This window comes from Mesorhizobium sp. WSM1343, from assembly GCF_055901535.1.
In genome coordinates this window covers 489,354-514,796 of sequence record NZ_JBVVWZ010000002.1, presented here as the reverse complement: position 1 = coordinate 514,796, position 25,443 = coordinate 489,354, and the positions used below count along the sequence as shown (strand labels likewise).

General features: G+C 61.1%; 18 protein-coding genes and 2 pseudogenes. 14 read left to right on the top strand and 6 right to left on the bottom strand.

What is annotated here, in order from left to right:
• Positions 1-44: 44 nt before the first annotated feature.
• Entirely contained in the window at positions 45-1,940 is a 1,896-nt protein-coding gene (locus tag AC0NIL_RS32960) for a D-apionate lactonase family protein (protein ID WP_164920105.1), read from the top strand.
• A 202-nt stretch (positions 1,941-2,142) separates the two neighbouring features.
• On the opposite strand, the gene AC0NIL_RS32955 is transcribed toward AC0NIL_RS32960, so the two are convergent.
• The gene (locus AC0NIL_RS32955) at positions 2,143-4,356 is read right to left on the bottom strand and encodes a putative bifunctional diguanylate cyclase/phosphodiesterase (RefSeq protein ID WP_013525318.1); all 2,214 of its coding nucleotides are present in this window, start codon (positions 4,354-4,356) and stop codon (positions 2,143-2,145) included.
• A 236-nt stretch (positions 4,357-4,592) separates the two neighbouring features.
• On the opposite strand from AC0NIL_RS32955, the gene AC0NIL_RS32950 reads away from it, so the two are divergent.
• A complete protein-coding gene (locus AC0NIL_RS32950) occupies positions 4,593-4,799 on the top strand; it encodes a hypothetical protein (protein WP_245265372.1) in 207 nt (68 codons plus the stop codon).
• A gap of 260 nt (positions 4,800-5,059) precedes the next feature.
• Here AC0NIL_RS32950 and AC0NIL_RS32945 read toward each other — a convergent pair whose 3' ends face one another.
• Positions 5,060-7,696 (bottom strand): bifunctional diguanylate cyclase/phosphodiesterase, encoded by a 2,637-nt coding sequence (locus tag AC0NIL_RS32945; protein ID WP_473573624.1) that lies wholly within the window; start codon positions 7,694-7,696, stop codon positions 5,060-5,062.
• Between the two features lie 405 nt (positions 7,697-8,101).
• A complete protein-coding gene (locus AC0NIL_RS32940; protein ID WP_013525315.1) occupies positions 8,102-8,302 on the bottom strand; it encodes a hypothetical protein in 201 nt (66 codons plus the stop codon).
• 354 nt (positions 8,303-8,656) lie between these two features.
• Here AC0NIL_RS32940 and AC0NIL_RS32935 point away from each other — a divergent pair.
• Together AC0NIL_RS32935 and AC0NIL_RS32930 are read left to right on the top strand one after the other, a co-directional pair.
• Positions 8,657-9,980: pseudogene (locus AC0NIL_RS32935) on the top strand (ISNCY family transposase).
• Positions 9,981-10,377: 397 nt separating this feature from the next.
• Positions 10,378-10,560: pseudogene (locus AC0NIL_RS32930) on the top strand (helix-turn-helix domain-containing protein); the annotation flags it as partial.
• Here the strand turns inward: AC0NIL_RS32930 and AC0NIL_RS32925 are convergent.
• From AC0NIL_RS32925 to tssH, 3 genes are all read right to left on the bottom strand, one after another.
• On the bottom strand, positions 10,485-10,970 hold the full coding sequence (locus AC0NIL_RS32925) for a hypothetical protein (protein WP_474048950.1): 486 nt from the start codon (positions 10,968-10,970) through the stop codon (positions 10,485-10,487). The pseudogene AC0NIL_RS32930 and the gene AC0NIL_RS32925 sit on opposite strands and share 76 nt — an antisense overlap.
• Positions 10,971-11,047: 77 nt before the next feature.
• Entirely contained in the window at positions 11,048-11,299 is a 252-nt protein-coding gene (locus tag AC0NIL_RS32920; protein ID WP_164753874.1) for a hypothetical protein, read from the bottom strand.
• Between the two features lie 370 nt (positions 11,300-11,669).
• The gene (gene tssH / locus AC0NIL_RS32915; protein ID WP_473573621.1) at positions 11,670-14,435 is read right to left on the bottom strand and encodes a type VI secretion system ATPase TssH; all 2,766 of its coding nucleotides are present in this window, start codon (positions 14,433-14,435) and stop codon (positions 11,670-11,672) included.
• Between the two features lie 327 nt (positions 14,436-14,762).
• On the opposite strand from tssH, the gene tssA reads away from it, so the two are divergent.
• From tssA to tssK, 10 genes are read left to right on the top strand one after another with little or no spacing between them, the layout of a single operon-like run.
• Entirely contained in the window at positions 14,763-15,935 is a 1,173-nt protein-coding gene (gene tssA, locus AC0NIL_RS32910; RefSeq protein WP_013525310.1) for a type VI secretion system protein TssA, read from the top strand.
• Positions 15,936-15,941: 6 nt separating this feature from the next.
• A complete protein-coding gene (gene tssB, locus AC0NIL_RS32905; protein ID WP_013525309.1) occupies positions 15,942-16,481 on the top strand; it encodes a type VI secretion system contractile sheath small subunit in 540 nt (179 codons plus the stop codon).
• A gap of 2 nt (positions 16,482-16,483) precedes the next feature.
• Entirely contained in the window at positions 16,484-17,989 is a 1,506-nt protein-coding gene (tssC, locus tag AC0NIL_RS32900) for a type VI secretion system contractile sheath large subunit (protein WP_024504477.1), read from the top strand.
• A gap of 46 nt (positions 17,990-18,035) precedes the next feature.
• Positions 18,036-18,494 (top strand): Hcp family type VI secretion system effector, encoded by a 459-nt coding sequence (locus tag AC0NIL_RS32895; RefSeq protein WP_013525307.1) that lies wholly within the window; start codon positions 18,036-18,038, stop codon positions 18,492-18,494.
• The gene (gene tssE, locus AC0NIL_RS32890) at positions 18,481-19,236 is read left to right on the top strand and encodes a type VI secretion system baseplate subunit TssE (RefSeq protein ID WP_013525306.1); all 756 of its coding nucleotides are present in this window, start codon (positions 18,481-18,483) and stop codon (positions 19,234-19,236) included. Before AC0NIL_RS32895 ends, tssE begins: the two co-directional genes overlap by 14 nt.
• A 1-nt stretch (position 19,237) precedes the next feature.
• Positions 19,238-21,112, top strand: coding sequence for a type VI secretion system baseplate subunit TssF (gene tssF / locus AC0NIL_RS32885; protein WP_024504478.1), 1,875 nt, complete (start codon positions 19,238-19,240; stop codon positions 21,110-21,112).
• Positions 21,076-22,143 carry a type VI secretion system baseplate subunit TssG gene (tssG, locus tag AC0NIL_RS32880; protein WP_024504479.1) on the top strand — a complete coding sequence of 356 codons (1,068 nt, stop codon included), beginning with the start codon at positions 21,076-21,078 and terminating at the stop codon, positions 22,141-22,143. The genes tssF and tssG overlap by 37 nt, the downstream gene beginning before the upstream one ends.
• The gene (gene tagH / locus AC0NIL_RS32875; RefSeq protein ID WP_224673550.1) at positions 22,140-23,612 is read left to right on the top strand and encodes a type VI secretion system-associated FHA domain protein TagH; all 1,473 of its coding nucleotides are present in this window, start codon (positions 22,140-22,142) and stop codon (positions 23,610-23,612) included. The genes tssG and tagH overlap by 4 nt, the downstream gene beginning before the upstream one ends.
• Positions 23,613-23,615: 3 nt before the next feature.
• Positions 23,616-24,068, top strand: coding sequence for a type VI secretion system lipoprotein TssJ (tssJ, locus tag AC0NIL_RS32870; protein ID WP_024504481.1), 453 nt, complete (start codon positions 23,616-23,618; stop codon positions 24,066-24,068).
• Positions 24,069-24,108: 40 nt separating this feature from the next.
• On the top strand, positions 24,109-25,443 hold the full coding sequence (gene tssK / locus AC0NIL_RS32865) for a type VI secretion system baseplate subunit TssK (protein WP_013525301.1): 1,335 nt from the start codon (positions 24,109-24,111) through the stop codon (positions 25,441-25,443).

The following is a 25,443-nucleotide window of genomic DNA, read 5'->3' as shown; positions in this document are numbered from 1 at the left end:
CCGAACAGGTCGAGCCACCCTTGCGCACACTTCGCGCGGGATCGTTGTCGGTCGACTTCGACAATGGGGCGTTACGCTACATCCGCCTTGACGGAATTGAGATTCTGCGCGGAATCTCGTTCCTTGTGCGGGACGAAAATTGGGGAACCGCTACAGCCGTTCTCGATGATCTCCACATCGATGAAAGGCTGGATGTGTTCAGCGTCGCATACCGTGCAACATGTTCCGCAACATCCGGTCGCCTGGTTTATCAGGTACGGATCTCGGGCAGTAGTGATGGTGCGCTGGCTTTTGCGGCCGAGGCAGAGCCCGAGACTGACCTTTTGACGAATCGGACCGGCTTCATCGTCCTTCATCCGATCGAAGCCTTGGCGGGCAAGCCGGTAAAGGTGCTGCATGAGGATGGTCATGATGAGCTATCGCTCTTTCCGGACCACATCGACCCTAAATGTCCGTTCACCGATATCCGGGCGTTGTCGCATGAGATCGCGCCTGGGATCTGGGCCACATGCACCATGGACGGTGATGCCTTCGAGATGGAGGATCAACGCAATTGGTCTGACGCTTCCTATAAAACCTATGTCCGCCCTCTGCGTCGCCCGTGGCCTTACCGACTGCCCAAGGGCCAGAAATTCACCCAGGTCGTCCGGCTACACGTGTCAGGAACGCTTCGTGCCGGGGCGTCTGAAAACCGCAATCCACTCATCAACCTGACGATCGGCAGACCCGTCGGCCAAGTGCCTCGCGTTGGCGTCGGCGTCGCTGGCGACGAGGCAAGGCACGCGCTTGAATCCCCCGAGCTTCTACGACGAATGGCTCCGCAGTGGATGGTCTGCCAAGTCGATCTCCGATTCGGACACGGCCATGATGAACTCGAAAGCTACGCCGCGCTTGCACGGCTGACCGGCGCAGGCGTGGTCCTCGAGATCATCACCAAGGGCACGCTCGACCCATTCGGCGAATTGGCGCCCGTCGCTGATGCGGTCCATACAATCGGCCTCAAACTGGAAGCTGTCTCCGTCTTTCCGGCGCAGGACATGAAATCCGTTCAGCCGGGAGCACCGCGGCCGGTCATGCCCAGCTTCCACGAATGCTACTCCGCCGCTCGCCGGGCTTTCCCGGGGATCGGGCTGGGCGGAGGCATGGCCGCTTACTTCACCGAACTCAATCGCAAGCGTCCGCCAGCCGAAGCGCTCGACTACGTGACCTTCACCACCTGTCCAAGCGTGCACGCGGCGGATGATATTTCGGTGATGGAAACGCTTCAGGCTATCCCTCATCAGATACGCTCGGCACATGCTTTCACGGGCGACCGCGTGCCGCTGCGCATAGGTCCCAGTCAGCTCGGCTGCCGCGAGAACCCCTACGGAAAGGGCACCGCGCCGAACAAAGCGAACGCCCGCATATGTCTGAGCCGCATCGATCCACGGCAGCGCGGGCTGTTCAATGCGGCATGGACGCTCGGCTATTTCGCGGCCTGCGCTCGCGGAGGGGTCGAGGCCGTCGCGGTAGGGGACTTCACCGGCCCCTTTGGCCATATCCACAGGAAGGCTGATTTCGTCCAGCCATGGTATGACCAGCAGGACGGCCGAACGGTCTATCCCGCTTTCCATGTCATGGCGGGTCTCTCAAGGCTCGGCGGAGCCACCCTGCTGTCCGTAGGAACTTCCGGCGCTGACGCCATTGCGACGATCGCAGCTGAAAAAGATTGGCGCGTGACACTGTGGGTCGCCAACCTCACCTCCAAGGCGCAATCTGTGAAACTTCCGGATGCGCCGAGCAGTGCCCGTATAGCTCTTCTTGGCGCCGAGCAGTTCGAACGGGCGGCAACCGATCCCAACTTCATGGAAAGTACCGCAAGACCGCTGGATGACCAATTCATCTCGCTTGACGCTTACGCCGTCGCGCGAGTTGATCTCGACCTACCATTTTCGACCTAGAGCCCGATGTGCGCTGAAGTTGAGAGTTGAGCCCAACGTCATGCGCAGCCGCATCAATCGCTCTGGCCCGAAGCGGGTGACACAGATCGTCAGGCGTCACTGGCCAGGGGAGTGTCGACGCACCTTGTCCCAGGCCGCCAAGATTCGCTGCTTGCATCCGCGTGCGGCATCGTCGACCGTCGGGAATCACATAGACGCATTCTCATGCGGTCGCCCGCCTTGATCCGCCGTCGAGGAGTTCCTGAAGGTCCTCTTTTGGCACCGGTCTTGAAAGCAAAAAGCCTTGTAGCTGGTCGCAGCCGAGCTTGCGCAGATAATTGCACTGGCTCTCGGTCTCGACCCCTTCCGCTGTGGTGCTGAGGCCAGTCGCGCGAGCCAGGTCGATAATCGCCTGAACGATGGCCTCGTCACCGTTCGAGCCGCCAAAGCCCTGCACGAAGCTTCGGTCGATCTTGATCCTGTCCACTTCCAGGCTCTGCAGTCGGCCCAATGAGGAAAATCCCGTACCGAAATCGTCAAGCGCAAAGCGCACCCCGACACTGCGCAACGCTGCCATGTTCTGCTGGCATTCGGTGGGGCGCTCGGAGAGCGTGCTTTCCGTAACCTCCAGCTCGAGCCGCCGTGGATCCATTTGCGTTTCCAACAAGATGCTCGTCACTTTCATGGCAAAGCTCGGATTGTTCAGCTGCAACCCCGATACGTTCACTGCCAGGGTCTCGATCGGCCAATGCACCGCGTCAAGGCAGGCCTGGCGCAGAACCAGCTCGCCTAGAACTTCAATGAGCCCCGTTTCCTCTGCCAATGGTACGAACAAGTCAGGGGCGACCCAACCACGCTCTGCGTGCGACCAGCGCGCGAGGGCTTCGACGCCCGTCATCCTGTTGGTGTCGGCGGTGTAAAGCGGCTGATAATGCACCCGGATGTGGCCGGGCGTTTGCAGCGCCTTGCGCAGGTCCTGTTCGAGACCCTTACGCTTTGCCAGCGTCTGGTCCATCTCGGGTTCAAACAGAGCATAGCCGCTGCGACCGCCGGCTTTGGCGTGATACAGGGCGAGGTCGGCTTTCCGCACCAACTCGACCTGGTCCACCCCGTCCCTGGGAGCAAGAGCTACGCCGACGCTCACCCCGACAAAAACCTGAACTCCGGCGACCTCGAACGGCCGGCGCGCGGACTCGATCAAGTGCTCGCACAATGTTTTGACCTCATTCTCGCCTGCGACCGCGCGCTGGATGATAATGAATTCGTCACCGCCCAGGCGCGCCACCGTGTCCACCTCCAGGGTCAGCCGCCTCAGCCGGTCTGCGAACTCCCTGAGCAACTCGTCACCGGCAGGGTGGCCAAAGCTGTCATTGACCTGCTTGAACCGGTCGAGGTCAAGATAGAGGATCGCGAGCTGCTCGCCCGTCGCGGGCAGCAGTGTCAGCGCATCAGCCAAACGACTGTTGAAATGGCCGCGACTGTGCAGCCCTGTAAGCAGGTCGTAGTGGGCCAGGTGATAGATGTGATTCTCGGTCTCAATCAGCCTCAAAGTCCGCCGGCGCAAAGCGGCCAGAGCTACAATAATTCCGCCAAGTACCAGTCCGAACACCGCCACGAGTGTTGGCACCAGTTGAAAAAGGACAAACGCCCCGGGCCGATATGGCTGCCACACAAAGAAGCCGACAGTCGAACCAGAGCGACCGACGAGGGGATAGGACGCCTCTTCAGAGCTAAGCATGTTTGACCAGGAGAAGTGTGCGTCGTCGAGGAGATAGTCTTGGCGCAAGGAGGCAAGCAGACTGCCGTCCAGATAGCGAACGGCAACGTGTAGGAATTCCTGACCTGGTACTTGTGCAATGTGGCCGCTGTCGGAAACGACTGGCTTGATGCTGACAATGGCAGGATGGCCGGAGATGACGACCATGTCGGAAGCACCTATCGTGAGCACCTGCTCGGTGACGCCGTCGGTGTCCCCCTGTTTCAGCCTCGCCCTGAGGTTCTCCACGAGAGGCGCAGTGGTCGGGCGTATGGATTGATAGCTCGCCGGATCCACCGCCGATCCATCGGCGAATGCGTAGACTGGCGCGTCCTTCGGATCGAGAATGTAGACCTCATCGTGGCCGAAATACGTGTGCATCCAGGTGCCGAGATTGGTGTCGACCCATTTGGCATCCTGGCTCCGCAGGGCGCTGACCGCGTCGTCCCAGACGGTGACGCTCTCCTGATCGTGGGCTATTCCGCTCTCCAGCTTGGATATGATCAAGGCGACCAAGCTTTTCTGCCGCGACACGGCAACACCATCGGACTGGGTCGCCGACCATAGCAAAAGGCCTGTGGTGAGGGTCGCAACAAGCAGCGTCACGACAATGATGGGCAAAGCCGTTCGCTTGAAAAAAAGGCGACGTGTTGGTTCGCCGAAATGCCGGAGCAGCGTCATGAGGCTGCTTTACGCTAAGAAAACTGCTGGACCGTTAAAGGCGCGGCATCAGGCAAGCTGCACGTTTGAAAAGGCCAGTTCGATAGCCCGGCGTTGAACTGCCAAGGAACAAATTCGCCGCGCGCGCGTTCGAGAGCGGCCTTTGCGGGGACTGAACACGAATGCTACTCGCTTTGGGGAACGCGCTCTCGACGACGGTTATGGCCGGCAGAAGTGGGGGTGCGGAAATTTTCGGCGTGGTCGATCTCAGCACTAAAGCCGAGGTAAGGATCAACGCGATGAATTTGGGAATGGCAATTCAGTTCGTGGCCAATGCCTCGGTGCTCGGTTACGATGTCCGTTCGGCGATGGTCTTCTACGGCGAACCGGGAACGCCAAGCCTCAGGGCAAATGACTGCGATCGATTGTGGGCGCAATTTGGTGCCGCGCTCCTTCGCCCATAACGCCGGACGCTTTTGGCTATCTTCAGCTGTCTGGAGCTAACAGCCCATGCCGCGCCACCGGACCGTCGGATCATGAGATCTGAGAGACCTGACGAGAAATTTGCTTTCGGTCACTTCACCGGCACGCAGAGCCGGTCGGGCACTTTGGGGACAAGGGTGGCGGTGGGTTTGCCGATGCAAGTGCAGTGTGCTCGAGCCAATTCGCGACTGGGCGCCGGTTGAACCGCTCGGCCTGCCTGCCTTACCGCGCGAGGCATGACCTACCCCACGGCCAACCATTTGCGCGATTGGGCAAAGGCCGTGAAGGCCTTGGCGTCCATTGGGCGGCCAAAAACATAGCCCTGCAGAATATCGCAACCAAGCTCCTTCAGGATGCGCACGTGATCATTCGTCTCGACACCCTCGGCAATGACTTCGATGCCGAGCGATTTGCCGATCTCAATGATCGACGAGACCAGCTGACGCTGCGGGATCGACTGGGTGACGGGCGTGATCAGTTGGCGGTCGATCTTGAGCCGGCGCGGCTGCAGCTTGAGCAGGGACACGATCGAGGCATGGCCGGTGCCGAAGTCATCGATTTCGATGTCGATGCCGAGTTCCTTAATGTGCTCCAGGTTCCAGGTGACCAGGTCGTCATTCTCATCGAGGAAGATGGACTCAACCAGCTCAAACGACACCGTGCCCTTCCTGATGGCAAGCTTGCGCAAGCCATCGATCAGATCCTTGTCCTCCAACCGCTTGGCGGAGACATTGACCGAGACGTGCGGGATCTTGAGACCGCTGTTCGACCATTGGTCGAAATTCTCAAGCGCCTGTTCCAGGACAGCGCGATCGATGATTGCCACGACGTTGAGTTCTTCGGCCACTTTGAGATAGCTTTGTGGGGCCAGGATGCCGCGTTCGGGATGCTTCCAACGCGACAACGCCTCGACCCCGACGATCTCAAGTGTCCTGGCGTCGAACTGCGGCTGATAGTATGTTGTGAATTCGGCGCGCTCCAACCCGCCCAGGATTTCGTCGGCAATTTGCTTGGTCCGCACGATCTCGCTTTGCAGCTCTTCGTCAAAGAATTCGTGTCGGTTGCGACCGCTTCCTTTCGCCCGGTAAAGAGCGAGGTCGGCGTTGACGAGCAGTTGCTTGGCGTCGGTTCCGGCGGCAATTCCGATGCTCACCCCGAACCGGCACGGGTTGCCCTGAAAATCGACCGGTCGGCGCATCTGCGTGATGATGCGGTCGCCGAGCGCGGAAAGTTGCTTGTCATCACGTCCATGGCTCACCACGACGAACTCGTCACCGCCGATGCGTGCAACAAAATCACCGGGACCCGTGTTGACCTTGATGACCTTGGAGGCGTGCACCAGCATGGCGTCACCGGCTGCGTGGCCGAGTGTATCGTTGATCTGCTTGAAGCGGTCGAGGTCCAGATGCAGCAGCGCTGTGCGGGTCCCCGTTACGCTTTTTTCGGCAAGCAACTCATCGAGATAGCGGCGGTTGGGCAGGCCGGTCAGCGGGTCGTGCAGCGCAACATGCTCTACATGCGCCTTTGCGACCTTGAGTTCGGCATTTTTCGATTCCGACAGCTGGCGCTCTCGAATGAGCGTCTCATTGAGCAGCACGTCGCTGGTGACGTCCCACTCGGCGCCGATCATCTTCGGCGTGCCGCCGATGTCCTGGAAGAAGGCTGCGCGCGTGCGCACGTGGCGCGTGGTACCGTCCGCTAGCAGGACTCGATATTGCGAGGAATACGGTCCCTCCCTCTCGGCGGCCGCGTCGAACTCCTGGCGCGCCCTGTCAAAATCTTCGGGATGAATGGCCATCGCCCAGTCTTCATAACCGCGCGGTTTGCCATCGGCTGGCTTGCCGTAGATCTGGTTGACGCGGTCGTCCCATAGCAGTTCTTTTGTGGCCAGGTCGTGCTCCCACACGCCAATTCCAGAAGCTTCCAGGGCCAACTCAAGGCGGCCAGACAGACGTCTGAGCTCGGCATAGTTTTTCTGTCGTTCGCCGAACAGTCGCCCGGCCACCAGGATCGGCAGCACCACCAGCGCGCCGGCAAAGGCTATGAGCCCCCGCAACATCCACGCATTGTTCGGAATGGCCGGCCAGCCTCCCTTCGGTATAGCCGAAATCAGCCAGGAGCCCGAAGGCAGTTGCACATCGGCCGACACCGGCTTGCCGGCGAGGACATTGTCTCCCCCGAAGAATTTTTTGCCGCCACCGCCAAGCGCGTCGGTCCCCGTCAGGGCGACATCAATATCAATCCCGGGGTCATTCAAGCCGCTCGCCGCGTAAAGCTGATCGACATCGATGACAGCGGAGAGGATGCCCCAGAATCGGCTGCCGCCGCCCGCCGTCGGCACAAAGACGGGAATGCGCCCGACAAAGCCCCGCCCTCCCTGGGCCAGGTCGACGGGGCCTGCCAACACAAGAACGCCGAGGTCTCGCGCGCGAAGCGCCGCCGTCCGTTGCGCCTCGCTCTTGCGGTAATCGAGCCCGATCGCCTTCTGGTTGCCTTCCATCGGGTACATCAGCGAGATGACGAGATCGGGCGCACCGGCGATGTTGCGCAGTTGCGATCTCTGTCGGAACAGGTTGCTTGCCAGGGACGCAAATCTCTGCTGTCCCATGTACGGCTCTGTAACTATGGCCGAGACGAGGCCCTGAACAAGCTGGAGATTACCGTTTACATTGCCTTCGAGCTTGGCCCTTATGATGTTGACCTTGGCCTGGACTTCGGCGCGCGCGAGTTGATCGGACACTTTCGTGTTCTGCAAGTCCGCAAGGACCGCGCAGATCACAAGCACGGCCAACGCAATTGCCGCCGGCAAGTTGGCGGTCGAAAAAACCGCCTTTCTTGCACCATCAAAGTCAAAATCCGTTCTGCCCGACCGGCTCAATTGCGTTTCCTTGACAAAAAGCCCATCGGCCAACGTAGGATGAACTGTTTAAATTTGGACTTCCAATCTGCATAAAAGCTTCTGGTCTGTGCCACCAAGTTTCGAAAGGCTGCGCTTGGGCGCTGCGCGTAGTACCGTTGGGCCTGTGCCGGCCAGTCCTGCTGCGCCGAACAGCAGGGTCGTCCTGCTCGGGCGGAAGAAGGGTAGGGAAAGCGAGACGGACAGCCTGGGAGAGGGGAGGGGCGAGATCGACATCAGGAAGATGGATTAGCCTACTACATGCTCGCTGGTTCGCACCGGGTCATCCGTCCATCTTCTGCTATGATCCCGACGCCGTGACGTTCGTCACGGCTCTTACCCACAGCCCTGACGCATCCTGGCCAGTGAGCTCTAAATTGGCCGCGCTTAACGATCCGGCTCGAACCAACTTGTCGTGCTGCCGCAAGGGTGCGTTACCCTGATCCATTCGCCGATGTCAGGCTCTTCGGCGTACGGGATGGTTACTGGTCCCCACGTCTTCGCAGCTTCAACAACATTTTCGGCCTGAACCTCGGCACGTTCCACAGCTTTGCCGTCGCGTATCAGCTCGACGGTGAAACTCTGCATAGATCGCACTCCTGTCGCGCAATCATATCCCAACCTCTACCCGAAAGGAAAAATCTGTTTTTTCGAAAGGAAATAGCTTCCCAAGGTCCTCGCGGCACAAAGCAGCTATTCGCAACAAAAGGGGCCCGGTGGCCCAACGATGAAACGCATTTTGCTTTTCTTGTGCGGCGAAAGCATGATGGAGCGGGTGGCTAACAGCCGATAAATTTTGCCAACACATTGATTTCAAATCATAATTTCATGTTCCATAATGTATATTATGCGACTTCTGGATATTGCCGCAGAGTAGAAATGTCTTGATTCTGCAAAGTAGGAATGTCGCCCTGCTCGTCCATGAGCGAGGGAGATGGCGGCTTGGGACTGATCTTAATGAGCGAGCGCGAGCTGCAACGCATTGAGGTGCTGTCGAAGGTTTTGGAGCGGCGCATGACGGTTGTCTCGGCGGCGCATGTGCTGGATATGACGACGCGTCAGGTCCAGCGTCTGCTGAAGGTGTTCAGAGCCGAAGGCGCTGCAGCACTTCGGCACAAGGCTCGAGGACGACCGTCGAACCATCGATATGTCGCCGGCATCGGCAAACTGGCGGTTCAGTTGGTTCGGGAACACTATCTCGACTTCGGGCCGACCTTGGCGGCCGAGAAGTTGGCGGCGAACCACGGCCTGGTCGTGTCGCGAGAGACGTTGCGCAAATGGATGGCGGAGGCTGGAATCTGGCTGTCGCGAAAGCAGCGCAGGACGTTCCATCAGCCCAGATTACGTCGGGAGTCGTATGGCGAGCTGGTGCAGATAGACGGCAGCGATCACCATTGGTTCGAGGAGCGGGGCGATCCGTGTACCCTGCTCGTCTTCATCGACGACGCCACGAGCAAGCTCCAGCAGCTTCGCTTTGTAAAGTCGGAGAGCACCTTCAGCTACTTCGAGGCGCTCGAGCTCTATCTGAAGGCACACGGTTGCCCGGTAGCGTTCTATTCCGACAAGCATACGGTGTTTCGGGTTGCGAAGGCCGAGGCCCGCGCCGGCCGGGGCATGACGCAATTCGGGCGGGCGCTTTCCGAACTCAACATCGAGATCCTGTGCGCCAATTCGAGTCAGGCCAAAGGCCGGGTCGAGAGGGTCAACCGGACCCTCCAGGATCGTCTCGTGAAGGAACTGCGCCTCGCCGGCATATCGAACATCGAGGCGGCCAACGCTTTCCTGCCGGGGTTCGTTGCCGACTTCAACGAGAGGTTCGCCAAGGTCCCTGCCCGACCGGACAATCTGCATCGCGCATTGAATGTTGCGCCGGATCGGCTGCGTGACGTGCTGTGCAAGCGGGAGCAGCGTTATGTCGGCCAGCAATTGTCGTTCTCCTACGAACGCAGGCAAATCATGCTTGAGAAGAACGACCTTTCGTGCGGGCTGGTCGGCAAATACGTCGATATCTACGAGTTCGCCGACGGTCGGCTGGACGTTCGATGGAGGGCGTGTCACCGAGAACAAGCGGCTCGGCGAAGTGCTGACCTGGATCAAGGCTCAGCAGGACGAGGCGCGGCCTCCGCCGAAGATCAAGACCAACAGCGAACAGATCGCTTACAAGAAGCGCGGGTCGAAGCCGGGCCGCAGGACAGATTTCATCAACGACCCTGCCGTCATCGCCCGGCGAGAACAGGCACTGACAAGGGTGGCCGCTGCCGAGTGAGGCGGCTTTCAAAGCTAAAGCCAGGGAGCCAAGCTGGAACGCACCCGATCGGGCTGCGCAACCCCGACCAGCTGACGCCCGATCGGGCACTCACGTCGGCGCCAGGAAGTGCGTCGCTGTCGCATTTCTAACTTGCTGGACCCTGCCCCCCGCGAACGTAGGATGCGACATTTCTACTTTGCATAGCCGGCGACATTTCTACATCGCCGCCACACTGGATGTAGCAGTTATATAGAGATGCGACACTTGAGCAATTTAGAGATGCGACAGTCCCCGACTTTCACAGCTCATGCTCTGGCCAACTCGAAGCTGGAAAGGAAGGCTGACGACTTCACACTGCCTGGCGTGAGACCGGGCGGAGCCGGCATGCCTTTGATCACCTTGTCGCAAAAAAGAGCTGCATCGTCTTGAAGCCATCCAGAAGATCCGCGACCGGCGGCTGAGCGTCCAGGCGGCGGAGCTTCTTCATCTCAGCCGCAGTCAGGTTCACCGGCTGTTGCAAGCCTATGACCAGGACGGCGCCGGCGGGCTGGTGTCGAAGGAGCGCGGCCGACCGAGCAATCGGCGCCATGATGAGGAGCCGCCGCCGCCGGCCGCGCCACCATACAGCGTTTCGGTCGCTTCGGTGTTGAATGCTATCCCCTGCTTGGGATGCAGCTCCAGGTCAAGAACTGCGGACTGTGACATTGACCACGGGGACCAGCGGCAACGGTTCGCCGTCTTTGCCGGTGAGTTCCGATTCGAACTTCTGGGTGCGGATGATTTCCTCGACCTGGCTGGTGAAATCGTCATGGCGCGCATCTTCGCCACGTTCTCTATCTTCACCTCGCCCTGATACGCAAAGGGCTTGGCCTCATAGAGCGGGTGCGCGTCGACCCATTCGAAGTACTCGCAACATGCCGTCCACAGCTTCTCTGGATCGATGATGATCGGGCTGCGGCCGTGTGAGCTACGGGCCTTCCAAAATTGGTTTCCTGCGGGTGCGGGCATTTGCGAAAATTTCGACGCTTTTACAAAGTTAACCAGCGGCCGGATTCGTACGGTTTTGTGACTTGCTGGATTGCCGATCACATGGTTTTTTTCCCACATCGTTGTGTGGGAGTGCGGGCGTGGGCGACGATCAGAAGGACGGTGTTCGGGTAGAACACATAGACGGCCAATGGGCGGTGCAGATCATCGAGGATGGCGTGACCACCCAACAGCTTTTCGACAACGAGGAATTTGCGAGGAGTTTCGCAGCCGGTCAAATCATCCGGCTCAACCTTAACCGGTCCGGCCAAAGCCAAAGCGGCCATGAGGTGGATGGCCCGCGAAACCATTCGTAAACCATGCCAACACGGTAAATATTTTATGTCGAACCGATCGGGTTGCAGGAGGTTTTGGGCGGGTCTGCAACAAAGAGGCCCAGCCAATCCCTGCACCGCTTACCCATCTCGCCCGCCCTGTTGATCTCCTTCGGGATTGCCTGCGGAATTTGCGTCTAGGCGACATCGGATAAGCCAGTGAGCTTCTTTCAAGCCCAGGCGCGATGCTACCGGCGGGCCGGTGCTGTCGGGGACGATCCGCTACCGGCTGCGCACGTCGTTCTCGCGCACGGGCAAGACCGCCACCTCTCGAATTGCGGCGCCACGGGGGATCGCGAATAGCGGGCCGGCAGCCGAGGGCGACGAGGTTCTACACGATCAGAACCTACTCGAAGGAATAAGTGAAACCTTCCTTGGAGGCGCCGACGGTGACTTTGGTCATCTTTTCGCCCTCGAGCGACCGGTTAAGCACGCCGCGGCTCAGTTCCGGCAGCAGCGTGTTGGTCAGGATGGCATCGATCATCCGCCCGCCGGATTCGATCTCGGTGCAGCGGGCCTTGACCAGATCCATGACACCGTCGCCGATCACCAGTTCCGCATCGTTGGTTGCCCGCAACCGGCGAGCGATCTTGGCGAACTGGTGGCCAGTGATCGCTTCGATCATCGAATCAGAGAGCGGATAGTAAGGAATGGTCACCACCCGGCCAAGGAAGGCAGCCGGGAAGACCTTCAGCAATGGGCTGCGCAAGGCGGTATCCAGATCGTCGAGCCCGGTCCGCAGCGTGCCATTCCTTGTGCGGTCCATGATAACTTCGGAGCCGACATTCGAGGTGAGCAGGATCAGGGTGTTCTTGAAATCGATCCGGCGGCCCTCGCTGTCGTCCATCATGCCCTTGTCGAAGACCTGGAAGAAGATTTCGTGGACGTCGGGATGCGCCTTCTCGACCTCGTCGAGCAGGATCACCGAATAGGGTTTTCTGCGCACCGCTTCGGTCAGGATGCCGCCCTTGCCGTAGCCGACATAGCCGGGCGGTGCGCCCTTCAGTGTCGAGACGGTGTGCGCCTCCTGGAACTCGGACATGTTGATGGAGATCAGGTTCTGCTCGCCACCGTAAAGCGTTTCGGCCAGCGCCAATGCCGTTTCGGTCTTGCCGACGCCCGAGGGGCCGCAAAGCAGGAAGACCCCGACCGGCTTTTCAGGCGCGCCAAGCCCGGCGCGGCTGGTCTGCACGCGTTTGGCGATCATCTCCATGGCGTGATCCTGGCCGACGACCCGTTCCGAAAGCGTGGCGGCGAGCTTGAGCGCCTTTTCGGTCTGGCTGGACAGCATCCGTCCGGTCGGGATCCCGGTCCAGTCCTGGACCACGGCGGCCACTGCATTGCGGTCAACCGAGGGCAGAATCAGCGGTGTCTCGCCTTGTGCCGCTGCCAATTCGGCCATCAGTGCGCGCAATCGGGCGAGATCGGCGGCAGGATCGGCAGCGGCCTGTGTCTCCGCGTCCGTCTGGGCGGCCTTGGGCGGCTCAGTCTCTGACGACTCCGCTACCTTGGTCTTTTCTGCGTTCGCCGCTGCCGGTTCGGCATCGGCCCCAACGGTGGCCGCATCGAGCGCCACACCCTCGCCGCGCAGCCTGGCGCGCAGTTCGAGTATCTCGGCGACGAGCACCTTTTCACGATCCCAACGCTGCTGCGCCGCAGCCAGGGTGATCTCGCTCTCGGCAAGCCCGGTGTCGACGCGCGCCTGCCGTTCAGCCACCTCGATGCCGATCGCGGCCTCGCGCCCGATGATGCCGCGCTCGACCTCCAGAGCCTGGCGGCGGCGCATGATGTCCTCGACCTCGGCTGGCGTAGCATGCTGCGATATGGCGACACGGGCGCAGGCGGTGTCGAGGAGGCTCACCGCCTTGTCAGGCAGTTGCCGTGCCGGGATGTAGCGATGCGACAGGCCGACTGCTGCCTCGATCGCCTCGTCGAGTATCTGCACCTTGTGGTGTTGCTCCAGAACCCCTGCCACCCCGCGCAACATCAGAACGGCCACCGCCTCCGACGGCTCGTCGATCTTGACCACCTGGAAACGGCGGGTCAGCGCCGGGTCTTTCTCGATGTGCTGCTTATATTCGGCCCAGGTCGTTGCGGCGATGGTGCGAAGTTCGCCCCGTGCCAGCGCCGGCTTCAAGAGATTGGCGGCATCACCGGTTCCGGCAGCACCGCCGGCGCCAATCAAGGTGTGGGCCTCGTCGATGAACAGGATGACCGGCGTTTCGGACGATTGAACCTCGTCGATCACAGCCTTCAGCCGTTTTTCGAATTCGCCCTTCACGCTGGCGCCCGCCTGCATCAATCCGACATCGAGCATGCGCACGCTGACGCCTTGCAGCGTGGGCGGCACATCGCCCTGAGCGATACGCAAGGCAAAGCCCTCAACGACCGCCGTCTTGCCGACCCCGGCCTCGCCGGTCAGGATCGGGTTGTTTTGCCGACGCCGCATCAGGATGTCGACTATCTGCCGGATCTCCGGATCGCGGCCGACGACCGGATCGATCTTGCCCTCGCGGGCGCGTTGGGTCAGATCCGTGGCGAATTTCGCCAAGGCCGAATCTCCGCCCATGGTCCGCTTCGGCGTTTCGGCCGCGGGAACCGCGATGGCTGCGCCGCCTTCGAGCGAACCTTCCACGACATCGGCGAACCGCGCGACAACCGCGTCGGCGTCGATCTTGTCGAACTCGCCGCTGATCTTCGACAGCAGGCCTTCCAGAACCGGGGTTTTCAGGCAGGAAAGCAGAATATGGGCGCTGCGGACTTCCTCGACGCCGAACTCCAGCGTCGCGAGGTTCCAGGCTTCCTGGATTGCATGGAAGATATGATCGGAGAATTCCTCGATCGAGGTTGCGCCATAGGGCAACTTGTCGACGGCACGGGTCATATCTGCCGTGAGCCGGCTGGCATCCAGTCCCGCATCGGCGATTATCATTTGCACGTCGGAGCGGTCGGAAAGCACCAGCTGCTCGATGAAGTGAACGAGTTCGACGTAAGGATTGCCGCGCAGCTTGGCGCTATCGGCCGCGGCCTTGAAGGCGCGCACCCCGACAGGATTAAGCTTGCCGACCAGTTCCTTACGCTTGAAGCTCTGCGACGACCGGCGCTGTTCCATCGAACGTGCTCCTGCAATCTGCCAGCCGATAAACTGCCACAGATGCCGCCACTTGACAAAGTGCGTTGTGGACGAGGCCTCAATGCCTGGTTCAGCCAGCTTCCTCGTATTGTGGAAGTCTTGCACCACCGGCTGCAAACAACAGCGGAATTGCGCGCCCTGCGCGATGCATTTCTCATACGGATTGACAATTGCGCCACGGAGTTCGGTACTCATGGCGGTGTTCAGCTTCTGTTAATTTTGGAGCACTCGTTGAATTGTGGTAAAGTGCACCGGTGTGATAACGTAAGGTCACATAAGGTTTGAGGGCCTTCGCTGGGGGTTGGTGTGATTGATCTCGCACTCTGGCTTTCTTCGCTAGACGGTGAGAACCCGTCCGGGGAAGATTTGCGCAACGACCCGGCTTTCCATGAGTTGGAGCGCCTGACCGAAGCCCAACTCAAGGTCGTCCACGACGGCAACAATAAGGCCGGCTCGCAAAGCACGATTCCAGTCGACTGGCCCGCTGTGCTCGCAAAGGCGGAGGAATTGCGCGCGCATGGCAGGGACTTGCGCCTGCTTGTCATCGTCACGCGCGCGCTGGCCAATGAAGACGGGCTGGCCGGATTGGCGCAAGGTCTGACGCTGATCGCGCAGACCTTCGATCAGCATTGGGACACCATGCATCCGGCTATGCGGCCCAACGCTTCGCCGCGCGATGCCGCCTTGCGCCGTATCAACGCGCTGATCGACCTGCAGAATGGTCAGGACGGGTTGTTGGCGAATCTGCGGCAAATGACGTTCTTCGCGCCGCGCGCAATCGGCCCGGTTCAGGGCAAGGACCTGGAGAAGGGTGCGCTCGACGATCGCGTCATGCTCCAGGAAGCCGCCTCGGGGCTGAATGCGGCGGAAAAAGCGCAGCTGGTCAGTGCGCACGGACAACTCTTGAATCGGGTGCGTGCCGCATGTGCGGCACAGATCGATCAGGCCAATGCGGAGATGGTCCAGCTCATCGCCGACGCCCGGGCGACGATCACGGCACTGGATGCGCTCGAGACTGCGCTCAACGCTCGTCTCGAGGGCAGCGGCACTCCCGTTCCGGACTTAAAACGGTTCCTGCAGCGTTTGCTGACGACACTTGAACGGAATTCAGCGGCCGGCGCGGTGACGAATGGCGCAGCCACGCAGGCGGTGCCGACGGAACTGGCAACGCCTGCTCGAAACGGTCATGGAGCCGATGCTATGGCAAGTATGGCAAGCTATGCGGACTCGAGCACGGGACTCCCCGACCGGATCTCCTCGCGCGACGACGTGGTGAAATGCCTCGACCTGGTCGTCGCCTTCTATGACCGTACCGAACCGTCGAGCCCAATTCCGCACCTGGCTCGGCGGGTCCGTCGGATGGTGCACATGGATTTCGTTGAACTGATGGAAGATCTCGCCCCTTCGGGGCTGAAGGAGTTCAGGCTGCTGGCCGGCGTTCCCGATGCCAAGAAGACGGCTCAGAAGGATGAAAGGTAACAACACATGCCAGCCGAAAGCAAAGCCAAGGTCATCGAACGAAATCGCGCGCCGCGGGTGCAGATCGCCTACGATGTGGAAACCTACGGCAGCCCGACGACGATCGAACTGCCGTTTGTCATGGGCGTGATGGCCGACCTTGCCGGTGCTTCGCAAACCAAGGAAGCGTCAAAGTCGGTGCTGGACCGCTCCTTTGTCGAGACCGACGCGAACCGCTTCCCAAAATTCATGGAGGCGCTCGGCCCCCGCGTCAAAGCGCGGGTGAAGAACACGCTGCCGCAGGCCGAGGGCCAGGAGCGTGACGAGGAACTGGCTCTCGATCTTACATTTTCCAAGATGGGTGATTTCGCCCCCGACAAGATTGCCGAGCAAGTTCCGCAACTGGCCGAGATCCTCAAGATGCGTCGCCAACTCGAGGAATTGCTCGGCTTCATGGATGGCCGTGTCGATGCTGAAAAGCGCATCGCGCAGCTTCTGAACAACGAACCGCTACTTGGCAAGATTGCCAGCCAGGCGCTGGCCGACGACGACAAGGTTGGGGAATGATCATGGCCGAACAGCAAAAGACCGCCTCAGTCGCCGCGGAGGCCGAAGCCATAAACCTCGATGAATTCAGCGGACTCCTCGAAAAAGATTTCAAGGTCAAGAAGGACGACAGCGAGAAGCTGCAACAGCTCGTGCGCAATCTCGCGCTCGCGGCGCAGTCCCGTTCCGACACCACGACCATCTCGTCCAATGCCATCAAATCGATCAAGTCGCTGATCGCCGGCATTGACAAGATGCTGACGACACAGGTCAACGAAATCCTGCACGCGCCGGAAGTGCGTGAGATGGAAGGCACATGGCGCGGGCTGTGGTATCTCGTCAACAACACCGAGACGGATCAGAAGCTGAAGATCCGGGTGATGAACATCTCCAAAGAGCAACTGGCCGATACGCTTGAAGACTATGAAGGTCAGATGTGGGACCAGAGCCCGATCTTCAAGAAAGTCTACACAGACGAGTATTCGATGCTTGGCGGCGAACCAATCGGCTGCGTGATCGGCGCCTACGAGTTCTCCAATCACCCACGTGACGTCGGCCTGCTGCGCAACATCTCCGGCATCTGCGCTTCCGCGCATACGCCGTTTATCGCGGCCGCTTCGCCGCGCCTATTTCGCATGGACAGCTGGCAGGAACTGCCGAACCCGCAAGACCTGCAGCAGATCGTCTCCAACCCCGCCTATGCCTCGTGGCAGTCGTTGCGCGAGAGTGAGGACGCTCGCTACATCGGCCTGACCATGCCCCGCGTCCTGGCGCGGCTGCCCTACGGCACCGATACCGTTCCGGTGAAGGGTTTCACCTTCGAGGAAGAGGTGGAGGGCGATCACAACAAATATGTCTGGATGAACGCCGCCTTCCCGATGGGCGTCAACATCAACCGCAGTCACAAGCTTTTCGGCTGGGGCACGCAGATCCGCGGCGTGGAGAATGGTGGCACGGTGCTCAACCTGCCGGTGCATAGCTTCCCGACCGATGATGGCTCGATCGCGATGAAATGTCCCACGGAAGTCGCCATCGACGACCGGCGCGAGGCGGAACTGGCCAAGCTTGGCTTGATGCCCATCCTGCACCGGAAGAATACCGATCTCGCGGCCTTCATCGGAGCACACTCGCTGCAGGACGACGAAACGCGGGCGGGGCGGCTGGTCGACCCCGATGCACAGTCGAACGAGCGGCTGAGCGCCAACCTGCCCTACCTGTTCCCGGTCTCGCGCTTTGCGCACTACCTCAAGGCGATCGCGCGCGACAAGGTCGGCTCGTTCAAGGAGCGCGCCGACATGCAGATCTGGTTGACCGAGTGGATCAATCGATACGTGCTGGCCAACCCGGCCTTTGCCGACGACAAGGCGCGCGCCAAGCGCCCGCTTGCCGCCGCCGAGGTCCAGGTGGACAGCGTGGAGGGGCGGCCGGGCTATTATAATGCCCGCTTCTATCTGCGCCCGCATTACCAGCTGGAGGGCATCAATGCGTCGCTCCGACTGGTCTCGGAACTACCGTCCGTTAAGACTTGATCGCAGCAACGACAACCTGGTTTTTTGAAAGCGGTGGAGAAACACAATGCCGACTACGAAGATTGATGGCTTCCTGAAGGTTCCCGATATCAAAGGCCCCAGCACCCGCGACGGCCACGATGACGAGATTGAAATCCATGGCGTCGACTACAAGATGGTCGCACCTTATGATCCCAATTCGCTGTCACGCCGTGGCCGCGTCTCCATGGGGATGATCAAATTCACCAAGCACTACGACAAATCATCGCCCTATCTGAAAAAGGCTTTGTTCGAAAACAAGGCCCTTGATGAGGTGGTGTTCTCGGCCCGCCGGACCATCGATGGCGAGACCAAGGATTACCTGGTCGTTACCCTCACCGACGCCTCGATCATGGAATACGACATGTCGCAGGCCGAGGATGAGGAAGACCTGATCCAGGAAGAGGTCAGCTTCGCCTACAAGAAGATCAAATTCGTCTATGACGGCAATGATGAAGCCGAAATGGATGTCTATGTCGGCAAGTGAGGTTCGGCGACCCGGCGCGGGCATGCAGCAGACCACTGGCAGCTTGCGGGCGAAAAGCGAAGCCGTCCAGCCGTCGCTTTGGGATCGTCTCGTCAATGATCTGCCGGGCCTGACCTCGGAAATAGACGGGCTGCGCCATGTCCTGCTCGACGAGCTTGGCGCGGACCGTCTCGACACACTCGTTGCCGGCAGCACGCGTGCCATCGACGCCGATGTGGTACTGACACCGGATCAGAAACGCCGTCTGCATCGGTTGGCCGTTCAGACCCAGCACCGCGTCGAAATCGAAAGCCGTGGCGTGGTGGTATCGGCGCGCGTGCTCAGGGAAGCGGTACGGCGTGACATCGAGGCGCTCTTCAACACAGAGCGCTTCGAGGCGACGCCGCTTCTTTCCGACCTGGAAAATGAACAGGTTGCGGACAATCCCCCTTCGCTTGCCGATTTCCCGGAGGTCCGCCGCAGCGTGGTCAATTACGGCGTGCCCTCCTTCTCGGGCCGCTCGTCGCGCGACTTCGATCGCGAGGTGTTGGCACGTGAGATCCGCATGGTGCTCGCGACCTTCGAGCCCCGCCTGAAGGAAAGCGCAACAAAGGTAACGGTCACGCTTGGCGACAACACCGTCGGCCTGAAGATCGAGATAGACGCCGTTCTGATCATGACCCCGACTCCCGAACGCATGCGCCTGCGCACCACGATCAATCTCGACAACGGTTTGGCGCGGACCGAAATTGGGGAGGCCTGAGATGGATCGGGTCTTCGTCGAATATTACGAGGAGGAACTGAGCCATATCCGCGCTCTTGCATCGGAATTCGCAGACATGCATCCGGCGGTGGCGCGCAACCTTTCCCTCGATACGGTGCCGTGTCCGGACCCATATGTCGAGCGCCTGCTCGATGGCGTAGCCTTCCTGGCCGCGCGCACCCGGCTAAAGGTCGATGCCGAGCGCTCGCGATTTTCCCGCAGTGTGCTCGACGTTCTCTATCCCGATCTGGTCACGCCGGCGCCGGCAACGGCGATGGCGGTGCTGAAACCCGGCCAGCAGGTCCAGACCATGCTGGCCGGCCACGTCGTCAAGCGCAACACACGGCTGGTTTCCAGCCTGCAGCCAGGCCTGTCAACGCGCTGCATTTTCTCAACCGCCCAGGAAATGACTCTATGGCCGATCGCGGTCACTTCGGTCAGCTTTTTTCAGGACCGCAGTGCGATGGCGATGGCTGGCATAGGACCGATCGGCGGTGTCAGCGGCGAGTCGGCGCTCCGCCTCACGCTGGCCAGGACCGGAAAAGGCAAGCTCGACGAACTGGCTCTCGACCGGCTTGACCTCTATTTTGCCGGACGCACCAAGGCGCCGCTACTGTTCGATGCGATTTTCGGCGCCTGCGCGGCCACAGCAGCGCGACCGGAAGGCAAGACCAACCCGCTGTCGCCGTTGCCGGCACCCGAGATGATCGGCATCAGCGACGACGAGGCCTTGATGCCGCGCACCCGCCCGACATTCGAAGGATACCGGTTGCTGCGCGAATACTTCATGATGCCCGAGCGTTTTCACTATGCACGGGTTTTGGGATTGCAGCCTGTCGTGCGCCAATGCGCGGCCGGACTCGAGATCATTTTCCTGTTCAAACGCACGGTTCCCGAGCTGGCCGATCTGACGCCGGCGGACTTCGAACTTTTCGCGACACCGATCATCAATCTGTTCGAACGCGAGTGCAACGTCGTCGAAGTCGATGAACGCAAGACGCGCCAGGTGTTGCATGCGGACCGGACGCGGGCGCGTGACTTCGAAATCTACCGGGTCATCCGCGTCGAGGACGCCGACACGGAAGGTAACGACGCTGAAATCCCCGAGCTCTTCAGCCTGGGTCAGAACGGCGGTAGTGGTTGGGTCTATTCGACCGAAAGGCGCCCTCGCCGCGCGATGGAGGAGGAGCGCCGCGAAGGCCTGACGCGAACGTCCTATACCGGGGATGACGTTTTCCTGGCCGTGTCCCGGCCGCTCGTAAGGCCGGCGACCCGGCCGCTGAAGCGGCTCGACGTGATGGCGCTTTGCACCAATCGTGATCTGCCGATCCTCGATGACAATCCGACGTTGACGTTAGAGGCCGGCGACCCGGTCGAAACCGTGAGGCTTCTTGGCGCCTTGCGTGCGCCGCAGCCAGCTATTCCTGCGGCACTGCCTGCTGGGGCCGACGGGGAATCGCGGGCCGATGATCTCGCCTGGCGGCTGGTGGCGCAGCTCGCGCTCAACTTTCTCAGTCTTGCCAAAGAAGGCCGCGGCATCGATCCCCTGCATGCGCTACTCGACCTTTATGCCGATCGCGGCGATCCAAGCCTTGCCCGAAATGTGCATTCGATCGTGCGTATCGACTCGCAGCCGGTCATCGAACGTCTGCAAATCGATGGACCGATGTGCTTTGGACGCGGTACCGAAGTCACGTTGCATGTTGATCAATCGGTCCTGGCCGGCCAAAGTACCTTGCTGCTTTCGGCCTTGCTGGCGCGGTTGTTTGCTCGTCACGCCGGGATAAACGGCTTCGTGCGAACTCGCACGCGGCTGCTGCAGAAGCAGGAGGATGTGCCATGGCCGATGACGCCCGGCAATCGCTACCTGATCTAGACACGCCCGGCCCGAACAGGGCCGAAGGTCTGTCCGAGACGTTCGACTTTTTCGAACTGCTGCGCCGCCTCGAACAACGGAACGGTCTGTTCGGCCATTCCGGCCGTCCCGACCGTGAGCCGGCACGGCTCGGCCAGCATGTACGCCTCGCCTTTTCCGCACGGGACCTGGTTGTGTTCCGCGAAGCCCGCGATGCGGCACCGGCCCGGGTCACGGTGGCAAATTTCGGTCTGCTGGGACCCGAGGGTCCAATGCCGCTGCATCTGACGCGCTGGGTGCTCGACCGGCTCTCGCAACGCTGGTTCGCCGGCGCCGAGGCACAACTGACCAGCGACACGACGTTCGTCGACTTCGTCAACATTCTGCAGCACCGTATGATCGCCCTCTACTATCGGGCGTGGGCGGATGCGCACCCGGCCGTGCAGGCCGAACGCGCGGTCGGCGGGCGCGTTCGCGCCATGCTTGAAGCCATGGCCGGGATCGGACTTCCCGGCACGCAGGACCCCAATCTCGATACGGTGAAGCTTCGGCAGGCGGCTTCGCTGGCCAATCAGGTCGACGGCCCGGAACGGCTGACGCTGTTCCTGGCGGAAGCGTTCAAGGCGCCGGTACAGATCAAGGAGTTCATCTCCGCCTGGATAACAGTACCAACCGGTCTCCAGACCCGTCTTGCAAAGGCCTTTGCAGGGCTCGGCAAGGGCGCGACGATCGGCCCACGCGTTTTCAGCCGCCAAAGCAGGATCGAACTGCGTGTCGGCCCGCTGGGGTATGAGGAGTTCAAGGCGTTCCTGCCTGGCGGGGAGCGGCTCAAGCTGTTCAAGCAGGCCGTTCGCGACATGGTCGGGGAGTCGCTCGACGTCGATCTGCGCATCGTGCTTGCGCGTGAAGCCGTACCGCCGCCCCAAATCGGAGCGGTTCGGCTCGGGCGGACCGCCTGGCTTGCGCGACCCATCGAAAGGGGCGATGCTGACGACATGCGGCTGCGGACAATCGTCGGATGGCGGCCGGAAATGACGGGGGTCGCGGCATGAGCCTGCTGCTGACACTGGAGCAAGGGCCCCGCACCCAGGCGGTGCGGCAGGCCCGGCTTGACGAGGGTGAGCTGGTGATCGGCCGCAGCGCGGACGCGGGTTGGCAGATCAACGATCCCGACATGTTCGTTTCAAGGGCACATTGCAAGATCTCTGGCGGGCGAGATGGATATTTCGTCACCGACACGTCGAGCAGCGGATTGTTCATAAACGACTCCGACAGCCCGCTCGGTGCCGGCAAGTCGACGCGCCTTCAAAGTGGCATGCGGCTGAGATTGGGCGACTACGTCGTCCATGTCGACCTGCAAACGCCAGCCACTCAAGCACCAGCGGCCGGCCAGCCGGTTTCGGAACGCGCGCCGCCAGCATCCCGGGCCCCGGTGAGCATCGGTCGCGATGACTTCTTTTCCGCCAAGGTCGAAGAAGAGCCGCGACGGCCACGTCCGGCCGATCTGCCGAACCCTTTCGAGCAGCCGGTTGCGGGTGCATTCGAACGTGCCAACTCCGACCAGCGCCACTCGGCCGCTTTCGATGACCCGTTCAGCCTCGATCCGGTTTCGACGCCGGTGTCGAAAAATCCCGCCCCTTATCGCGAACCGGGCGGCGCGGCGAGCCAAGCGGACCCGTTCAGCCTCGACGCGGTACCGTCCCCCGACCGCGCAGCCCAAGCCGCCCGTGACAAGCCGTCCGGAACCCATGATGACTTTGCTTTCGGACCAGCCGCCACGCTCAGTTCGGCGAACGGCGCCAGTTCGATCGAACAGCGCGAGCGCATCGCCCAGCGATCCCAATCAGCCAATCCCTGGGATTTGCCGGTGCAGCCCGCAGCTACTCCTGCTTCACCACGTGTGGGTGCTGCTCCCAAAGCCGCCCCGGCGCTGGGTGCGGCGCGGCCGGAGGAGATGGCGCTTCGCGCCGCATTCCTGCATGGCATGGGTGTCGAGGAAGCCGATTTCCCCGGACGCGACAGCATCGCGGAAATGGAGAAGTTCGGTCGCGAATACCGGATGATGATGGAAGGCCTGATGCAGCTTCTGCGCAAGCGGGCCGAGGAAAAGGGAAACGCGCGCGTCGCGCAGACCATGGTCGGGGCCTCCGAAGTCAATCCGCTCAAGTTCCTGCCGACCGTCGACGACGCCATCATAACGCTTATCGCTGAGCGCAGCCCAGGATTTCTCGGCGGTGAAGCGGCAATCACCGATGCGGTGCGCGATCTCGCGCAACATCACGTACGCGCCTGGCGAGGCATACAGACCGCCATGCGGCGGATGATCGACCGTTTTGACCCGGTAGTGATCGAGGAAGAGCTGAAAACGAATTCCGCGATCGGAACCCTTCTCTCTGGGGGGCGGGGCGCCAAGCTGTGGGAACTTTACCAGAAGCGCCATCGTGAAATCGCCGAGAGTGCTGAAAAGAGCTTCCTTGGCGAAATCGGCGCTGATTTTCGAGATGCATATGAGGAGGAGTGAGAGATGATTGATCGACGTGAATTTGTTGTTGCCTTGGGCGCGACAGGGTTGCTTGCGGCTTGCCAGAGTGGTCCGCCGAAACCATCGGTGATCACCGTCAACGTAAACGGCGGTGCTGGCATGAACCCGGGACCAGGCGGCGGCGACCGGCCGGTAACGATCCTGGTGATGCGGCTGAAAAGCACCGGCAAATTCAATTCCGCCGACTATTTCGCGCTGCAGGGGGATGCCGGCACGGCGCTGGCGGGCGATCTCATCGGATCCGACCAGATTTCCGTCGGGCCGGGAAAATCCGCATCCAAAACCATCACGGTCGAGCCGGACGCTACGGCGCTGGGCTTTGTTGCTCTGATCCGCGAGCCCGGCGGCCGGAACTGGCGGACAACCAAGTCGGTGTCGTCGGGATCGAAATTCACGATCAACGTCACGCTTGGCAGCGGCGGCATTTCCGCCTAGCGGCAAAGGGCAAGGGGAGCTCGATGCAGAGAGTAGCGGCATGAGCAATGCAAACAGGGTGCTATGGTCCGAAGGGCTTTTCCTGCGGACCCAGCATTTCCAGCAGCAGGATCGCTTTTTCGAGGCGACGGTGCGCGGCGCGTTGCAGGCCGGGCAATTGCATACGTTCGGTTTCCAACAGCTGACACTGGACCAGGCGTTGCTGGAAGCCGGCCAGATCTCGATCCTGTCCGCGCGGGGCATCTTTCCGGATGGGACACCTTTTTCCATCCCGGACATGATGGACGCGCCGCGACCGCTGCCGGTCACCCCTGACACGGGCGCCGGACCGGTGCTGATCGCCTTGCCGCTGGAGCCTCCGGGCGGTGTCGGCTTCGATCCGGCACACGCTGCCGCCTCGGGTGCGCGATATCATGGGCGGATCGTTTCGGTGCGTGACGCCGTCCAGGGCGGTTCAGACCCTGAAGAAATCGAAATTGCCCGGCCGCAGGCGCTGCTGCTCGCACCCGGCAAGTCGGTCGGTGGCTACACGGCCTTGCCGATAGCCGACCTCAAGGGGATTCGAGCCGATGGCGGCGTCTCCCTGGACGAGACCTTCCTGCCACCGACCTTGGTTACGGGCGCCGTGGCCTGGTACCGGCAATTGCTGCTGGAAGTTGTCACCGGCCTCGACCAGATCGCCGAGGCGCATGGCAAGATGGTCATGGGCGGACCTGGGCGCAGCGTCGAAGATTTGCTGATGCTCAATCTCGCCAATGCGGCACGTCCGCGGCTGGCCCACATGCTGGCTCAGGATGTGTTCCATCCAGCCGAGCTTTACCTGGAACTTGCCGGTCTCGCCGGTTCGATGGCGACCTACGGATCGAGCGCGCGGCGGCTGGGCGAGTTGCCCGCCTACGATCACATGGCGCCTGGCCCCGCCTATTCGGCGCTGGCGGATGCGCTGCGCTCGCTCATCCTCAGCCTGCGTTACATCGAGCCCAAATCGCGTGCGCTGCCTGTCATGCGGCATTCGACCAATGTCTGGAAGATCCGTATCGACAATCCGAAGCTGCTGGTGGCCAGCCGGATCGTCATCCGGGTCGGTTCGGAGTTGTCGGAAGACGCGCTGCGCAAGATATTCGTCAATCAGGCAACCGTCGGCTCGGCCGACCAGTTCGAGGGCCTGTGGAAATCGCGCTTGCCCGGCATTCCGCTGAAACCGCTTCATTCCCAGCCGCGCGAGATTCCTTACGATGGCGATCGGTTATGTCTGGAACTGGACCAGAAAAGTGAGCACTGGGCGTCGCTGCTCGACGCTCCCGGCTTCGTCATCGGCGTTTCGGGCGTGTTGCCAAGCGAGCCGCAGGTGGACTGCTATTCGGTGAACAGGTGA

Bases quoted from the DNA above. Each gene is read 5' to 3' on its own strand.
- tssF (WP_024504478.1), top strand. From the start codon at position 19,238: ATGGATCGGGTCTTCGTCGAATATTACGAGGAGGAACTGAGCCATATC.
- tssJ (WP_024504481.1), top strand. From the start codon at position 23,616: ATGATTGATCGACGTGAATTTGTTGTTGCCTTGGGCGCGACAGGGTTG.
- AC0NIL_RS32895 (WP_013525307.1), top strand. From the start codon at position 18,036: ATGCCGACTACGAAGATTGATGGCTTCCTGAAGGTTCCCGATATCAAA.
- AC0NIL_RS32920 (WP_164753874.1), bottom strand. From the start codon at position 11,299: ATGGTTTCGCGGGCCATCCACCTCATGGCCGCTTTGGCTTTGGCCGGA.
- tssE (WP_013525306.1), top strand. From the start codon at position 18,481: ATGTCGGCAAGTGAGGTTCGGCGACCCGGCGCGGGCATGCAGCAGACC.
- AC0NIL_RS32955 (WP_013525318.1), bottom strand. From the start codon at position 4,356: ATGACGCTGCTCCGGCATTTCGGCGAACCAACACGTCGCCTTTTTTTC.
- AC0NIL_RS32925 (WP_474048950.1), bottom strand. From the start codon at position 10,970: ATGCCCGCACCCGCAGGAAACCAATTTTGGAAGGCCCGTAGCTCACAC.
- tssB (WP_013525309.1), top strand. From the start codon at position 15,942: ATGCCAGCCGAAAGCAAAGCCAAGGTCATCGAACGAAATCGCGCGCCG.
- tagH (WP_224673550.1), top strand. From the start codon at position 22,140: ATGAGCCTGCTGCTGACACTGGAGCAAGGGCCCCGCACCCAGGCGGTG.
- tssC (WP_024504477.1), top strand. From the start codon at position 16,484: ATGGCCGAACAGCAAAAGACCGCCTCAGTCGCCGCGGAGGCCGAAGCC.
- tssH (WP_473573621.1), bottom strand. From the start codon at position 14,435: ATGGAACAGCGCCGGTCGTCGCAGAGCTTCAAGCGTAAGGAACTGGTC.
- tssK (WP_013525301.1), top strand. From the start codon at position 24,109: ATGAGCAATGCAAACAGGGTGCTATGGTCCGAAGGGCTTTTCCTGCGG.
- tssG (WP_024504479.1), top strand. From the start codon at position 21,076: ATGGCCGATGACGCCCGGCAATCGCTACCTGATCTAGACACGCCCGGC.
- AC0NIL_RS32940 (WP_013525315.1), bottom strand. From the start codon at position 8,302: ATGCAGAGTTTCACCGTCGAGCTGATACGCGACGGCAAAGCTGTGGAA.